The 15617-nt window shown below is 54.4% G+C and carries 12 protein-coding genes and 1 pseudogene; 12 read left to right on the plus strand and 1 reads right to left on the minus strand.

Annotation, left to right across the window (positions count from 1 at the left end; genetic code table 11):
• Positions 1 to 51: 51 nt before the first annotated feature.
• Entirely contained in the window at positions 52 to 1164 is a 1113-nt protein-coding gene (locus LC431_RS16440; RefSeq protein ID WP_119261654.1) for a dipeptidase, read from the minus strand.
• Positions 1165 to 1414: 250 nt separating this feature from the next.
• On the opposite strand from LC431_RS16440, the gene LC431_RS16445 reads away from it, so the two are divergent.
• From LC431_RS16445 to LC431_RS16500, 12 genes and pseudogenes are all read left to right on the plus strand, one after another.
• Positions 1415 to 3010 (plus strand): ABC transporter substrate-binding protein, encoded by a 1596-nt coding sequence (locus LC431_RS16445; protein WP_223510093.1) that lies wholly within the window; start codon positions 1415 to 1417, stop codon positions 3008 to 3010.
• Positions 3007 to 4020, plus strand: coding sequence for an ABC transporter permease (locus LC431_RS16450; RefSeq protein ID WP_134705710.1), 1014 nt, complete (start codon positions 3007 to 3009; stop codon positions 4018 to 4020). Before LC431_RS16445 ends, LC431_RS16450 begins: the two co-directional genes overlap by 4 nt.
• Positions 4017 to 4943 (plus strand): ABC transporter permease, encoded by a 927-nt coding sequence (locus tag LC431_RS16455; RefSeq protein ID WP_013575572.1) that lies wholly within the window; start codon positions 4017 to 4019, stop codon positions 4941 to 4943. Before LC431_RS16450 ends, LC431_RS16455 begins: the two co-directional genes overlap by 4 nt.
• A complete protein-coding gene (locus LC431_RS16460) occupies positions 4943 to 5773 on the plus strand; it encodes an ABC transporter ATP-binding protein (protein ID WP_013575573.1) in 831 nt (276 codons plus the stop codon). Before LC431_RS16455 ends, LC431_RS16460 begins: the two co-directional genes overlap by 1 nt.
• Complete coding sequence (locus LC431_RS16465; RefSeq protein WP_223510094.1) at positions 5770 to 6543, plus strand: ABC transporter ATP-binding protein; 774 nt, start codon at positions 5770 to 5772, stop codon at positions 6541 to 6543. Before LC431_RS16460 ends, LC431_RS16465 begins: the two co-directional genes overlap by 4 nt.
• A gap of 83 nt (positions 6544 to 6626) precedes the next feature.
• Positions 6627 to 8180 carry a serine hydrolase gene (locus tag LC431_RS16470; protein WP_223510095.1) on the plus strand — a complete coding sequence of 518 codons (1554 nt, stop codon included), beginning with the start codon at positions 6627 to 6629 and terminating at the stop codon, positions 8178 to 8180.
• 209 nt (positions 8181 to 8389) lie between these two features.
• Positions 8390 to 10369 (plus strand): formate-dependent uric acid utilization protein AegA, encoded by a 1980-nt coding sequence (aegA, locus tag LC431_RS16475; RefSeq protein ID WP_223510096.1) that lies wholly within the window; start codon positions 8390 to 8392, stop codon positions 10367 to 10369.
• Positions 10370 to 10786: 417 nt separating this feature from the next.
• Positions 10787 to 11263 (plus strand): heme-binding protein, encoded by a 477-nt coding sequence (locus LC431_RS16480; RefSeq protein WP_223510097.1) that lies wholly within the window; start codon positions 10787 to 10789, stop codon positions 11261 to 11263.
• Positions 11264 to 11341: 78 nt separating this feature from the next.
• Complete coding sequence (locus LC431_RS16485; RefSeq protein ID WP_013575578.1) at positions 11342 to 11911, plus strand: sugar dehydrogenase complex small subunit; 570 nt, start codon at positions 11342 to 11344, stop codon at positions 11909 to 11911.
• Positions 11904 to 13508 carry a GMC family oxidoreductase gene (locus tag LC431_RS16490; RefSeq protein WP_112197833.1) on the plus strand — a complete coding sequence of 535 codons (1605 nt, stop codon included), beginning with the start codon at positions 11904 to 11906 and terminating at the stop codon, positions 13506 to 13508. Before LC431_RS16485 ends, LC431_RS16490 begins: the two co-directional genes overlap by 8 nt.
• 22 nt (positions 13509 to 13530) lie before the next feature.
• Complete coding sequence (locus tag LC431_RS16495) at positions 13531 to 14853, plus strand: cytochrome c (RefSeq protein WP_013575580.1); 1323 nt, start codon at positions 13531 to 13533, stop codon at positions 14851 to 14853.
• A gap of 123 nt (positions 14854 to 14976) precedes the next feature.
• Positions 14977 to 15617 (plus strand): annotated as a pseudogene (locus LC431_RS16500) (IS4-like element IS1271 family transposase); the annotation flags it as partial.

Raw genomic sequence — 15617 nt, forward strand, 5'->3', positions numbered from 1 at the left:
CATTAACCCTGGTGGCTGCTTTTTTTTGCCGCGAACGCCCTTGCAACCCGCTTAGTTTCCCCAGGTACGTTCCAGCACATTCACCCAGTTTTTGTAGCAGATTTTTTCCAGCAGCGCATTGCCGTAGCCCGCTTTGCGCAGGGCTTCAACCAGCACCGGTAACCCGCGCACATCCTTCAAAAACGGTGCCATCGATGCGCCATCAAAGTCTGATCCCAATCCGACCCCCTCCTCACCCAGATGCTCAACCAGATAATCCATATGACGTACCATAATATCGGTGCCGGTATCATCACTGCGTTTACCGTCTTCACGCAGGAATGGCACCGCAAAGTTCAGCCCGACGAAGCCCTGGCTTTCTTTGATGGCGTGCAGCTGCTTATCGGTCAGGTTACGTGACTGCGGGCAGATACTGAATGCGTTGGAATGGCTGGCCACCAGCGGCGCATCACTTAATTCAGCCACCTGCCAGAAGCCTTTTTCATTCAGATGAGAGAGGTCAATCATGATGCGTTTCTGGTTACAGGCTTTCACCAGACGCACACCCGCCTCTGTCAGCCCCGGTCCGGTATCCGGTGAGGTCTGATATTTAAACGGTACCCCCTCACCGAAGATGTTCGGACGACTCCATACCGGCCCCAGGGAACGCAGGCCCATGCTGTAAAGCACATCAAGATTATACAAATCCTCATCAATTGCCTCGGCGCCCTCAATATGCATAACCACAGCTAATGCATGGTTATGCATTGACTGCCTGATCTCCTGCGCGGTACGACAAATTTTCACCTTGCCCTGCGATTGCGCTTCGATTCTCAGCAGGAACGCCATCATGCCAAATGTGACATCACGTGCAAAATCGAAAGAAGGTGTCGGGGAAAAATCAGGATGTTTTTGAGTACCTTCGGGCAGAAAACGGGGGTCCACTGAACGATCCGGCACGCTAATTGCTAGATCAATATCCGGAGTCGGCACCCAGGCGGCGAAAAGCCCGCCAGCAAAGCCTGCTTCACGACAGCGCGGCAGGTCCAGTTGTCCGCTGGCGGGCCCCTGAAGGAATGCGCGTTCAGGATCCTGATGATGTTCTGTCCAAAGTTGCAGCAAAACATCGTTATGTCCATCAAAAACCGGCATTAATTCTTCAGTTCCGTGCGCTACGTTATTCATAAAAAAGGTCTACCTTTGATTAAGCATGACTAAGACAACGGAGATTTGTTCATGCGGGGTGCAGTAATGGAGTCATGCTGCACCAGCTTTGAACAAACACAGTACGCTTCACATTAGTTTTTTCGATATGAAACGTCGACGAGTGCAAAGCAACCGTTTTTCATTTAAGCCAGTTGCCCGGAGTTAAGTCAAGGGTTTGCCACCGTGATTTTTAATTTTACTTTTATATATCAACACGATGGGAGTAGTTATGGTTACCAGGCGTCAATTTGTTACCGGTTTTTCCGCAATACCTGTGCTGTCCTACCTGAAATTTGATGCCGTGTTTGCTGCCACGCCGGCATCAATACTGGTCATGGCTATTCAGCTCGACATCATTACCAGCCTTGATCCGCATGAAAGCTTTGAGTCCGTGGGCAGTGAAATTACCGGTAATATGTATCAGCAACTGGTGAAACCTAAACTGGCCTCCCCTGATGAAATTGAAGGCGATCTGGCAGTGTCCTGGACGGCTTCTGACGACAAAAAAACCTTCACCTTCAAACTGGATCCGAAAGCCAAATGGGCCGATGGCAAACCGGTTACTGCCGAAGACGCCGCTTTCTCCCTGCAACGCGTTGTGAAACTCGATAAGAGCCCGGCCTACATTATTAACCAGTTTGGTTACACCAAAGATAACGTCGAGAGCCTGATTACCGCGCCTGACGCCCAAACGCTGGTGATCAAAACCGCTGAACCGGCATCTGAATCCTTCCTGTTGTATTGCCTGACCGCCAACGTCGGCAGTATCGTGCAAAAATCCGCCTGTCTGGCGAATCAGACCGGTGACGATTTGGGTAATGCCTGGCTGAAGAAAAACAGTGCCGGTTCCGGTGCGTTCAAGTTGCGCGACTGGAAAGTCAGTGAATCCGTGATTCTGGAACGCAACAAGAACAACCCGCACGCAGGCAAAATTCAGCGCATCATCATGCGCCATATTATCGACCCTTCCGCTCAGTTGCTGATGCTGCAAAAAGGCGATGTGGATATCGCCCGCAACCTGACCACCGAGCAGTTGCGTCCGCTGATCAACGACAAAAACTTCACGCTGGTACAAAAAGGTATCGCCGGCACCTTTATGTTGTCTGCCAATACCGCGCATCCGAATCTGGCTAAACCGCAGGTCTGGCAGGCGATCAAATGGGCTATCGATTACGAGAATATCCAGCAGCATATCGTGCCGCTGACCCACAAAATCCATCAGAGCTTCCTGCCTGAAGGGTTCCCGGCGGCGGTGAACACCATCATGTACAAACGTGATGTGGCAAAAGCCAAAGCCTTGCTGGCCGAAGCGGGTTTCCCGAATGGTTTTGAAATCACCTTAGATCACTACTCCGCTTCACCTTCTTCTGACATCGTGCAGGCATTGCAGTCTAACCTCGCCGAAGTGGGGATTAAAGTTACGCTGCTGGCTGCGGAAAGCCGTCAGGTACTGACCAAAATGCGTGCACGTCAGCAACAACTGGCAATGACCCAATGGGGCGCGGATTACTTTGACCCGAACTCTAACGCCGAAGCCTTCTGCAGCAATCCGGATAACACCGACGCCGCCAAGAGCCGTACGCTGGCATGGCGTTGTAGCTGGCAGGATAAGGAAATCTCCGATCTGAGTACCCAGGCGCTGAAAGAATCGGATCCGGCCACCCGTATCAAACTCTATGAAGAATTGCAGACCAAACATATGGAAAACAGCCCGTTTGCCATCATGCTGCAACCGACCATGACCGCCGCCTGCCGCAAAGTGATTTCCGGTGTGGTACTGACTGTAATGAGCACCAGCCCCTACGAGAAGGTTGTTAAAGCGTGAGCAAGAGACTCAAAGGATTTCTGAGTACCTGCATCAGCGTTTGTCTTACTTTGTTTGGTCTGTCGGTAGTGACTTTTTTTATCGGTCGCGTAATGCCGACGGACCCGGTTCTGGCTGCGGTTGGCGATAATGCCCCGCAGGCAGTGGTCGAACGGGTTCGTCATGAAATGGGGCTGGATCAGCCCCTCTGGTTGCAGTTTTTCCATTATCTCAGTCAGGTATTCCACGGTGATTTAGGGCGCTCTGCCCTGACCTCCAATCTGGTCACCACGGATATCGCCCGGTTTTTCCCTGCCACGCTGGAACTGGCCACGGCGGCGATCATTATCGCCGCCATTGTCGGTATTCCGCTGGGTGTCTGGGCCGCCACCCGTCAGGGCAGCTGGATTGATCAGACTATCCGCGTGGTATGTCTGGCCGGTCACTCGCTGCCGGTGTTTGTGCTGGCGCTGCTCAGCCTGCTGATTTTCTACTCCGCGCTGGGTATCGCGCCGGGGCCGGGACGTCAGGACATCATTTATCAGGACATGATCCCGCAGGTCACCGGCTTGCTTACCGTGGATTCTCTGCTGGCCGGTGACACGGGCGCATTTTGGGATGCCCTTGCCCATATGGTTCAGCCGGTGCTGATCCTCGCGTATTTCAGCATGGCTTATATCACCCGCATGACGCGTACTTTCATGCTCAACGCACTGGGCGGGGAATACGTGATCACCGCCCGTGCCAAGGGGCTCTCGGCGCAACGGGTTATCTGGAAACATGCCTTCCCCACCGTCGGCGTACAACTGATCACCGTGCTGGCATTGACGTACGCGGGCCTTCTCGAAGGCGCCGTGGTCACAGAAAACGTCTTCTCCTGGCCGGGTCTCGGACAATATCTCACCGTGTCGCTGATGAATGCGGATATGAATCCGGTGATCGGCTCAACATTGCTGATTGGCGCGATTTATGTGCTGCTCAACCTGCTGGCTGACCTTCTCTACCGACTATTGGATCCCCGCGTAAAATGAGCACTTTACCTGTCATACCTCAACCCCGCGCGGGCAGCCGCGCCTGGCTGCTGGCCGACACACCGCACACCCGCACGCAAGCCGTCTGGGGCCGTCGTTACCGCATCTGGCTCGGTCTGCGTAAAAATCCGCTGGCAGTAACCGGCCTGTTTACCGTGCTGATTGTGTTGCTGATTTCCCTTTGCGCGCCGTGGCTGACCAGCTACGACCCGGGCGCACAGGATCTGGCGCATCGTCTGGCAAAACCGTCTTCCCTGCACTGGCTGGGAACAGATGAACTGGGCCGCGATACCCTGAGCCGTATTCTTTATGGCGGACGTATCACGCTCGGAATGGTGATTATAGTGGTGGCAATTGTCGCCCCGCTCGGCCTGCTGATTGGCTGCGTGGCCGGTTATGCGGGCGGATTACTTGACCGTATTCTGATGCGCATCACCGACATTTTTCTGGCCTTCCCGCGTCTGATCCTGGCTCTGGCCTTTGTGGCGGCACTCAAACCCGGTATCGAAAGTGCCATTCTGGCGATCGCCCTCACCGCCTGGCCGCCGTATGCCCGCCTTGCACGTGCAGAAACCATGCAGGTACGCGGCACGGATTATATTGCCGCCTGCCGTCTGACTGGCGCAACACCTGCCCGCATCGTGCTGCGCCATATCATGCCGCTGTGTGTGCCGAGCCTGGTGGTGCGTATCACGCTGGACATGAGTTCGATCATTATCACCGCTGCGAGTCTGGGCTTTTTAGGTATGGGCGCTCAACCGCCATCGCCGGAATGGGGGGCGATGATTGCCACTGCCCGCCGCTTCCTGTTCAGTGAATGGTGGGTACCGTTAATTCCGGCCATTGCCATTTTTGTGACCTCTCTGGCGTTTAACTTCCTCGGCGACGGGCTGCGTGACGTCCTCGATCCTAAGGAGCAATAATGCTGGTTGATATCAAAGATCTGCATATTACGTTTCAGACCAACAGCGGCAGTTTCGATGCCGTTCGCGGCGTATCGCTGTCATTGGGTAAGGAGAAATTTGGCATCGTAGGCGAAAGTGGTTCGGGTAAATCCCTGACAGCACGTTGCCTGATGAACCTTCTGCCTTCCAGCGCCAGGTGCCGCGCCGAAACGCTGTCTTTCGACGGCATCGATTTGCGCAATGCCAGCGAGAAGCAAATGCGTCAGATCCGTGGCAAGCGGGTAGGTTTCATTTTGCAGGATCCGAAATACTCGCTCAATCCGGTGATGCCGATCGGTAAACAGGTGGCCGAAGCCTGGCAAACGCATAAAGGCGGCTCGAAAAAACAGGCCATGAATGCAGCAATTGAACTGCTGGATCAGGTGCGTATCCGTGAGCCGCATAAAGTGGCCGAGCGTTATGCCCATGAGGTATCCGGCGGCATGGGCCAGCGCGTAATGATTGCCATGATGCTGGCTCCTGATCCGGAACTGATGATTGCCGATGAACCGACCAGCGCCCTTGATGCCACTGTGCAGGCTGAGATTTTGCGTCTGCTCGATGACCTTGTATCCAGCCGCGGCATGGGGCTGATTCTGATCAGCCATGATTTGCCACTGGTATCGAAATTCTGTGACCGCGTGGCCGTCATGTACGCCGGGCGTATCGTCGAAACGTTACAAGCCGGTAATTTACTGAAAGCTCAACATCCTTACACCCGCGGGCTGCTGGAATGTCTGCCGTCGCTGAAACATCCTCGGGACAGACTGCCAGTGCTGGTGCGTGACGAAGCATGGAAAACCTCATGACAGCAGAACTCCCTCCTCTGGATAACAGCAAAATAATCCTCAATAACCTGCGCATCGCGTTCGGCGATACCGAAGTGGTGAAAGGCGTGAGTTTCAGTGTCGCGCCCGGTGAATGTTTCGGCATCGTAGGAGAAAGCGGCTCGGGCAAGTCCACCATTTTACGCGCACTGGCCGGGCTGAATCATTCCTGGTCCGGCGGGATGGTGATTGGCGGCGAAGATCAGGTGCCGGTGCGCCAGAAACGCTTTTTCCGCCGCGTGCAGATGGTATTTCAGGATCCGTACGGCTCGCTGCATCCGCGCCAGACCATTGACCGCATTCTCAGCGAACCGCTGATTGTGCACGGTTTTCTGAATATCGAAAAACGTATCACTGATGCGCTGGCCGAAGTCGGCCTGCCGCAGACGGTGCGTTTTCGCTTCCCGCACCAGCTTTCCGGCGGTCAGCGTCAGCGGGTCGCAATCGCGCGGGCGATGATTTCAGAACCGGAAATTTTACTGCTCGATGAGCCGACCTCGGCGCTGGATGTCTCGGTGCAGGCGGAGATCCTCAACCTGCTAAGCGACCTGCGTGAACGCCGGAAACTGACTTATATTCTGGTCAGTCACAATCTGGCCGTTGTTACGCATCTTTGCACCAGCATTGGCGTAATGATTGGTGGTGAAATGGTCGAACTTCTGAGCACAGACGATTTACGGATGGGCAACGTCAGCCATCCGCACACAGCCGAGTTACGATCGTTAAGTCTCAGTTTAGAGGAGCCCGGATAATCGTTCCTGCCGTGAACGTATTTGGGTTTCGCGGGCAGCCCGGGCTGCCCACTTTTTCACTGAAAGACAGTCAGGAGACGTTAATGACATCCACCGAACAGTCTGCATTACAGTGGCAGGCGGCTGAAGAAACAGCAAAACGCATAACTAAAAACTGGGATAAACCCGGAGAACCGGGCGGCGCGATCACCCTTTTTGACAGTAAAACTCTCCGCAGTTTCGCGACCGGAGGGCTGGCAAACCTCAGCACATCGACACCTTTCAGCATCGATTCTGTTGTCCGCTATGCCTCTGTCACAAAACATATTTTCGCCACACTGGCCTTGCTGAAAAGCGATGCCAGTCTTTCGGTGAGTGATACCCTTGGTCAGCATTTACCGCAACTGAAAGCGCCGATGTCACAAGTGACCCTCGGGCAGGCGCTGGACATGACCGCAGGCCTGCCGGACGTGCGGGAAACCCTTTCGCTGCTGGGTATTTCTGTTTATAACGTCAGCGAAGCCAGTGCCATTATAGAATTCCTGACGCAGGACGGCGCTCTGAACTTCACAGCAGGGACCGAGATTTCCTACAGCAACACCGGTTACCGGCTGGTGGAAGAAATCCTCAAACAAAAAGGCATTTTGTTTGAGGATCTGCTGCAAAAGTATATCGCGCAGCCGCTGGATATCGCTTTCCATGCGCCGGAAACCTGGTTCGATATCGTCCCGGACCTGGTGCCCGGTTACTGGCAGGACTCCACCGGCTGGAAAACAGCCGTCGCAGGTTTGCATCTGTCGGCATCCGGTAGCCTGACCGGCAGCGTACGTTCGCTTTCAGTATGGCTGCAAAGCCTGCTTTCACAAAACGGACCGGGCGCGGGCGTACTGCAAACGCTGACAGAACAACGTTATCTGCAAGGCGACATTCCTTCCGCTTACGGGCTGGGCATCACCTCGACGAAAATCGGTGAACATACGGTTTACGGCCACGGCGGTTCCCATGCCGGTTATAAAACCTATTTCCTGCTTCATCCTGAGCTTGATGCAGGCATTGCGCTGGTCTCCAATCGCGAAGACACCACAGCGTTTACCCATGTGCTGGAAGTCATGTCGTCACTGTTAGCTGCGCCGCTCCCGGCGCGTAGCCATGCATTGCCGGATGGTGTATACGCCAGCGTTGCCGAGCCGTACTGGCTAAAAGTCAGCAACGGCACGGCCAGTTATCTCGGCGCTGCCGATAACCTCTATCAGGGCGCGGACGCCGACGAAGCCATCACCCTATCCGCACACATGCCGATGCGTTTGCGCTGGGACGGCACCGCCATTCAGGGTGAAATCGGACACGCGCCGCGTTACTTTACCCCGGTGGAAACCAATGATTGCCTGAAAATGGTTCAGGGGCGCTGGCATCATCCCCAATCGAAAGCCGCCTTTGATATTGAGGGCGATCAGTTGCTGATGGGCGTCGGCACGCTGCGTGCCAGCGGCCAGTTAACATCGCTGGGTGCGGGGCGTTTACTGGTGGAACTCCCTGACGGACCGTGGAAGAAAAACTTCTGTCTTTATTTCCAGGGCTACAACGTCCGGCTGATTTCCAACCGCAGCCGCGTGCTGAGTTTCCGTCGTGATGAATGCCGCAGCAGCTGGCATCCGTAAAAATAACCTGCGAAGCGTTGTCCTGCAAAACGCCGCCCCGGCCCACGTCTGGCGGCGTTTTTTTAAACTCCCTCACTGTAACAACACGTCAAACTGTGACGCACCTCAAATAAACCCTGTGTTTGTATCCATTAGGATGACAAACAAACCCATAGTATTTGTGTGGTCTATGAGAGACCACAGCAAACTAAAATGCCGACAGGGTAAAAATGAACCAATTTATTATTGCTGATTCTCAGGCTTGCATAGGTTGTCGCGCCTGTGAGGTCGCTTGCGTCTTGTCTCACAATGAACAATGTTATTCGTCGAAAGAACAATTTACCCCGCGCATTCATGTCATCCGGCAAAACGATCGGCATAGCGCCGTGCTATGCCGTCAGTGCGAAGATGCCCCGTGTTTGCAGGTTTGCCCGACAAACGCATTCGTTCGTCGTAACGACAGCATTCAGTTGCTGGAAGAACGCTGTATCGGCTGTAAAACCTGCGCCGTGGCCTGTCCGTTTGGCGCCATTGATATCGTACAGCATGAGAGCTATCCGCTGACCGGCTTACCCGCCGTGGCAGCCGTGGCGCATAAATGTGATCTGTGCAATGACAGCCCGGACGGACAGGCATGCGTCAATGCCTGCCCGACACAGGCACTGCATCTCATCACCGATCAGGTCATTGCTCAGAACCGCGCTGATAAACAATACCGCGCCGCCATGGGCCGGAATCCACAGGTTTCGCTGACCAGCAAATCAGCGGCCGTATTCGCCGCCGCCCTGGCACCACCGCGCCTCGATGCGGCAAAAGCCCCGCTCACCGAACGTAAAAGCACGTTTAATGAGATCTATGCGCGCTTTACACCGATGCAGGTTGAAGAACAGGCTGGCCGCTGTCTGCATTGCAGTGATCACCCTTTCTGCGCCTGGACCTGCCCGCTGCATAACGATATCCCACAATTACTGGCGCTGGCGAAACAGGGACACATTCTGGAAGCCGTAGAGCTTTCGCACCGCACCAGCAGCCTGCCGGAGATCTGTGGCCGCGTCTGCCCGCAGGACAGGCTTTGCGAAGGCGCCTGCACTTTTGATAAACAAGGCTCAGTGAGCATCGGCAATATTGAGCGCTATATTACCGATACCGCGCTGGCACAAGGCTGGAAACCCGATCTTTCAGAGGTTATTCCGCGTAATTATCGCGTAGCCGTGGTGGGTGCAGGCCCGGCCGGATTGGGCTGCGCTGACGTGCTGGCGCGGCATGGCGTAAAAGCCGTGGTCTTTGATCGTCACCCTGAAATCGGCGGCCTGCTGACCTTTGGTATTCCGGCGTTCAAGCTGGATAAAAACGTGCTGGTCAGACGCCGGGAAATCTTCACTGAAATGGGCATTGAGTTCCGGCTCAATACCGAAATCGGCGTCGACATTCAGGCGGAACAACTGCTGGAAGAGTTCGATGCAATATTCTTAGGTGTGGGTACGTATAAAGCGATGAAAGCCGGACTGGAAAATGAAAACGCGCCGGGCGTTTACAGCGCCCTGCCGTTCCTGATTGCGAACGCCAAACATCTGATGAATCTGCCCGAACTGAAACATGAGCCTTATGTCAGCATGGCGGGAAAACGAGTGGTCGTGCTCGGCGGCGGCGATACAGCGATGGATTGTCTGCGCACGTCGCTGCGCCAGAATGCCAAAAGCGTGATTTGTGCGTATCGCCGCGATGAAATAAGCATGCCGGGCTCGAAGAAAGAAGTGAAAAACTCACGCGAGGAAGGGGCTGAGTTTATGTTTAACGTTCAGCCGGTGAGCATTGAGCTGAATAACCGGGGCGAAGTCTGCGGTATCCGCTTAGTCCGTACCGCCCCGGGAGAACCGGATGCCAGCGGCAGACGCAGACCCACACAGATTGCCGGTTCTGAATTCCTGCTCGAAGCGGAAGCGGTCATTATGGCATTTGGCTTTCTGCCGCATGCTATGCCGTGGCTGGATGAACTGTCGGTGAGGCACGACGAACAGGGATTGTTACAGGCCCCGCATCACAGCCGCTTCCCGTATCAGACCAGTCACCCGCAGATATTTGCAGGCGGCGATGCGGTGCGGGGCGCCGACCTGGTGGTGACAGCTATGTCGGACGGACGACAGGCAGCAAACAGCATTATTGCATCGCTGGATTTCCGTACACCGGCTCTCAGACCGGCGGCCCATTAGCCCTCCCGTTTCTTTGCGCTGTCGGCAAAATACAAACCTCCCTTTTCGGGAGGTTTTTTGTTAACAGGATCACATTTAATTAATATAAACGGATCAACTGGTTCGTAACAGCACAAAATGTTCAGTCCTTATCCAACAAGGCCTGCAGGCCCGCTTTGCTCATAATATCCGCACAAAATCTCCCGGGAATTAATTTCCCAGCGCAACCGTCACTTTTGCTGTTTTGTTAATTGAATTAACATCCGCGAAACAAAAACCAATAACGCCTTTGTTCGTGTGGCATTAAGAAACACACCAGAGTGTTCCGCCCGTTAACGTTATTGTTTTTAATTCTATTGATTTAAAACACTTATTTAAAAAATCTTATTCGAAAAATACGTCAAGTCATGTTTTGCTACTGCTACAAGGGATGAGTCTATGTCTGTTAAAAAAACCACCACACAGGCTTTACTGTGTGCCACCACGCTTTTCTTCTCCGCCACTTCCGCTTTCGCCGCCGGACATCCTCCGCTGGATAACGCGCAGGCAGCCAAAGTCATCGACAGTGTGAAATCCACTCTTGCGGAACAACACAGCACCGGTTGCATCGCAGTAGTTGATGCATCTGGTTCATTACTGACCTTCCAGCGTCTTGACGGTTCTCCGGCCGGTTGTGTTGATGCGTCCATCGGCAAAGCGCGCACTTCCGCGCTCTACCACGCTCCTTCGCTGAAATTCATGCAACGCCTGCAGGGTGGCGAAACCACCGTATTGGCGATCCCGAATGCCGTGCCACTGGGTGGTGGATTCCCGCTGACGATTAACGGTGAAGTGGTCGGTGCCGTCGGTGTCAGTACGCCGAAGCAGGACATCGATAATCAGTCATCAGAAAAAGCAGCCAGCGTCCTGAAATAACAGGCACTTTCAATTACTCCTTCTTGTTGACGGCCACGCCCATGGCCGTTTTATACGGAACATTTACGGACTTTCAGCATGATCAATCTCTCTCGTCGCCGGTGGATACTCGGCACTGCGGGCGTCATGGTTGCGGGTATCGGTAGCCAGATGCTGGGCGGTGGCGTATTTGCTACCCTCGCCCATGCCGCGCCACCGCTGGCTTCAGCTGTGACAATGCCAGACAGTTTTATGGCACTTTCTAAACAGCTGACCGGCATGGACAGGCTCGAACCGCACCTCGCTCAGGCACTTTACAGCTGGCTGCATCAGTCGCAGAACAACGCGCAGCTCGACTCACAACTCGGTACCCTTTCAGCACTGATCACCGCACACCGCGGCGTGGTGGGTGATGATTTACATCAGCTTCTTGCACAGCAACCGGCAGAGCTGGCGCAGTTGTATCAGCAACTGGTCAGTGGCTGGTATCTCGGTGTGGTCGGTCAACCCGGCAGTCAGAAATGTATCGGATTTGAAAATATCGTCAGCTATCAGTTGCTGAAAAATAACCTGCTGCCGCCGAGTTATGCGCCGGGTGAACCGAATTTCTGGGTCAACAAGCCTGCTGCACTGCAACAAAATTCCACGGAGGTGATTGCTCATGGCTGATGCACTGAATGCAGATGTCGTTGTTATTGGTGCCGGTATCGCCGGTTCGCTGGCTGCGCTGAAAATGGTCAAAGCCGGCGTTTCCGTGCTGATGCTCGATTCCGGGCCGGTGATCAAACGAGACGAAGCGGTAGAACTGTTCCGTCAGTCACCGCTCAAAGGCGACTTTACCGAACCCTATCCGCCGAAACCCTGGGCACCGCAACCGAAATTCCAGCCGAAAGATAACAATTATCTGATCCAGAAAGGCCCGGACCTCTACGCTGCTCAGTATCTGCGCGGTGTCGGTGGCACAACCTGGCACTGGGCGGGACAGGCGTTTCGCCTGCTGCCAAATGATATGAAAATCAAAACGCTGTATGGCGTGGGTCGTGACTGGCCAATCAGTTATGAAGATCTGGAGCCGTATTACACCGAAGCCGAAATTCAGATGGGCGTTTCCGGTGACGACGCGCTGGATTCACCGCGTTCACAACCCTATCCGCTGCCGGGTATTCCGCTGCCCTACGGTTTTGACCGCATCAGCAAACGCATTGCCAAACTCGGTTACGTATTAGGTATCGGCCCGCAGGCGCGTAACAGTATTCCTTATGACGGTCGTCCTGCCTGCTGCGGCAACAATAACTGTATGCCTGTTTGCCCGATTGATGCGCAGTATCACGGCGGTATTTCGGCGCGCAAAGCTATCGAAGCCGGTGTGCGCGTGATTGCCAATGCCGTGGTGTACAACATCGAAGCCAATGACAGCGGCGAGATCGTGGCTGTGCACTATCTGGATGCTGACAAAGTGGCCCATAAAGTCACCGGTAAACGCTTCGTGCTGACCGCCAACGGCATCGAAAGCCCGAAACTGTTGCTGATGTCCACCAGCGATAAATACCCGAACGGTATCGCCAACAGCTCCGGCATGGTGGGTCGAAATCTGATGGATCACCCCGGCACCTCTGTTGAGTTTTACGCCGACGAGCCAGTGTATTTCGGCCGCGGCCCGATGCGCCCGGGCAGTATCAATAATCTGCGTGATGGGGATTTCCGCCGCGATCGTTCTGCGCTGCGTATCGACGTCGCCAACACGTCGCCGGTGCGTTATCTGACCGAGCGCCTGGTGCGTCAGGGTTATTACGGTAAAGCGCTGAACGACAAACTGACCTATCAGTCCGAGCGTTTTATTCAGCTGAAATGCCTGCTGGAAATGCTGCCGGAACCGGAAAACCGTGTGGTGTTGAGCAAAACCGAGAAAGACGAATGGGGTATTCCGCGCCTCGAAGTGCATTACAAATTCCCGGACTACGTTCACCGCGGTTATGACCAGTCGATGCTTGATTTTCAGAAAATCGTCAAAGAAATGGGCGGCACCGAAGTGGTGTACAGCAAGCGTGGGGTGTACGACAACAACCAGCATATTACCGGCACCATGATCATGGGCAGCGACCCGAAAGATTCCGTGGTGGATGGTGATTGCCGTACGCATGACCACCCGAACCTGTTCATCGCCGGGACCGGCATTATGCCCTCTGCTTCAACGGTGAACTCCACGCTGTCGGGAACTGCGCTGGCATTGCGTATGGCTGATACGGTGCTGAAAAGCCTGGCCTGATTGATTTTCTGAGGACTGAGTAATGAAAATGAAATTCATGCTGGCGTTGCTGCCGTTAATGGTCGCGGCTAACGCCGCCCGGGCTGATGACACAGCGGGCAACGCAGATTTAATTAAGCGCGGTGAATATCTGGCGACAGCCGGTGACTGTACCGCCTGCCATACTGCGCCGGGGGCGGATAAAACGGCAAAATTCGGCGGCGGTTATCCGCTGGCGTCGCCTTTCGGGGTGATTTACGGCACCAATATTTCTTCTGACAAACAGTTTGGTATTGGCAACTGGACGGACGATGAATTCGTGCGCGCGGTACGTGACGGTGTCGGCAAAGACGGACAACAGTTGTATCCCGCTATGCCTTACGACTCCTTCACCAAAATGAAACGTGAAGATGTTTTAGCGATCAAAGCTTATCTGATGTCGCTGCCAGCGGTACATTCCGCTGGCCCGCAGACGGATTTGTCCTTCCCTTTCAACCAGCGCTGGGGCATGCGCGTGTGGAAGCTGTTTAACTTCGACAAAGGTGAGCTGAAAAACGATCCGTCCAAATCAGCGGACTGGAACCGTGGGGCTTATCTGGTGGAAGCGCTGGAACACTGCGGCACCTGCCATACGCCGCGCACGCTGACCATGGGCATGGACACCGACAAAGCGTTTTCCGGTGGCGATTTAGGCTCATGGGTAGCTTTCAACATCACGCCGGATAAAAATGCCGGGATCGGCAACTGGTCGCAGCAGGATCTGGTGACTTACCTGAAAACAGGTTTTGTTGCCGGTAAGGCGTCAGCGTCAGGGGCGATGTCAGAAGCCATTGAGCACAGTCTGCAGCATCTTTCAGACAGTGACCTGAACGCGATTGCCACCTATATCCGTTCCGTCCCGGCAATCGGAGATGACAAGCAAACCAAACCGCGAGATGCATGGGGTGAGCAGAATCAGGATATTTACCCACTGCGCGCCGAAGGCCAGACAATCGACCAGTCAGCCGCCGCCCTGTTTAATGCCAGCTGCGCAGCCTGTCACGGCAAAGGCGGTGAAGGCAGCGGCGAGGGATTCCATGCCTATCCGTCACTGTTCAGCCATACCAGCACCGGTTCTTACGACAGCCGCAATCAGGTTTCGGTCATCCTCAACGGCGTCCAGCGCCACATGGATAAAGGCGAAATCATGATGCCGTCGTTTGCCAGTCAGCTCGATGATGACCAGATTGCGACGCTGAGTCATTACGTCAGCACACAGTTTGGCAATCCGGCGGGAGCCACGGTCACCGCGAAAGATGTGGCGAAGATGCGTAAAGCCGCTGACCTGCCCTATCCGCCGAAAATTGAAGATGGCACGCAAAAATAATTCACGACGGTGAAAGCTAAACAAAAGGAGCCGCACAAGGCTAATGCCGATCGTTTAAGGATCAGTTGACCGATCCGGTGGCTCGTGTAAAAAGGGTTCATGCTCATCATGGACCCTTTTTAAATGGAACTTTCACAAGCTCTCGGTATTATCAATCTTACTGCCCCCGATGAAGTTCAAAGCCTCGCTGACCTCCTGTCTCCGGACCTCATTCAGCAAGCTTTTTCTCTCACTGACACCGTCACCCTACGCAAGCGTAAACTCCCCCTCGAGTCCATGGTCTGGCTGGTTATCGGCATGGCCATATTCAACAATAAGCCTATGAGTCATATCGTTAATCTGATGGATATTGTTGACCGAACCGGACGCTCATTCACCGCACCCAGCTCCGTTATTGCCCGCAGAAAAACGTTAGGTGAAGATGCCATCCGGGTTCTGTTTGATATCACTCAGCAACACTGGCATGCAGAGGCAAAACATCCTCTCTGGCACGGACTGACACTCAATGCCGTCGATGGCGTAGTCTGGCATACGCAGGACACGCCTGAAAATGCAGAGGCCTTCGGTAAGGCTTCGAACCAGCACGGTGAACGCGGATATCCTCAGGTCCGCATGGTCTGCCTGATGGAACTGAGCAGTCACCTGTTGCGGGCCAGTGTGATGGACAGTTACGACGTGAACGAGATGCGCCTGGCGGCAAAGCTGGCAGCCAGCGCGCCGGATAACAGTATTACGCTGTTCGATAAGGGTTTTTACTCTTTAGG

The organism is Rahnella sp. GSA61A (assembly GCF_019969905.1).
GTDB classification, from domain to species: domain Bacteria; phylum Pseudomonadota; class Gammaproteobacteria; order Enterobacterales; family Enterobacteriaceae; genus Rahnella; species Rahnella aceris.

What these genes read in the sequence shown, in the direction of transcription:
- LC431_RS16465 (WP_223510094.1), top strand. Translation starts at nt 5,770, where the DNA reads ATGACAGCAGAACTCCCTCCTCTGGATAACAGCAAAATAATCCTCAAT.
- LC431_RS16455 (WP_013575572.1), top strand. Translation starts at nt 4,017, where the DNA reads ATGAGCACTTTACCTGTCATACCTCAACCCCGCGCGGGCAGCCGCGCC.
- LC431_RS16480 (WP_223510097.1), top strand. Translation starts at nt 10,787, where the DNA reads ATGTCTGTTAAAAAAACCACCACACAGGCTTTACTGTGTGCCACCACG.
- LC431_RS16485 (WP_013575578.1), top strand. Translation starts at nt 11,342, where the DNA reads ATGATCAATCTCTCTCGTCGCCGGTGGATACTCGGCACTGCGGGCGTC.
- LC431_RS16440 (WP_119261654.1), bottom strand. Translation starts at nt 1,164, where the DNA reads ATGAATAACGTAGCGCACGGAACTGAAGAATTAATGCCGGTTTTTGAT.
- LC431_RS16445 (WP_223510093.1), top strand. Translation starts at nt 1,415, where the DNA reads ATGGTTACCAGGCGTCAATTTGTTACCGGTTTTTCCGCAATACCTGTG.
- LC431_RS16495 (WP_013575580.1), top strand. Translation starts at nt 13,531, where the DNA reads ATGAAAATGAAATTCATGCTGGCGTTGCTGCCGTTAATGGTCGCGGCT.
- LC431_RS16470 (WP_223510095.1), top strand. Translation starts at nt 6,627, where the DNA reads ATGACATCCACCGAACAGTCTGCATTACAGTGGCAGGCGGCTGAAGAA.
- LC431_RS16490 (WP_112197833.1), top strand. Translation starts at nt 11,904, where the DNA reads ATGGCTGATGCACTGAATGCAGATGTCGTTGTTATTGGTGCCGGTATC.
- LC431_RS16460 (WP_013575573.1), top strand. Translation starts at nt 4,943, where the DNA reads ATGCTGGTTGATATCAAAGATCTGCATATTACGTTTCAGACCAACAGC.
- aegA (WP_223510096.1), top strand. Translation starts at nt 8,390, where the DNA reads ATGAACCAATTTATTATTGCTGATTCTCAGGCTTGCATAGGTTGTCGC.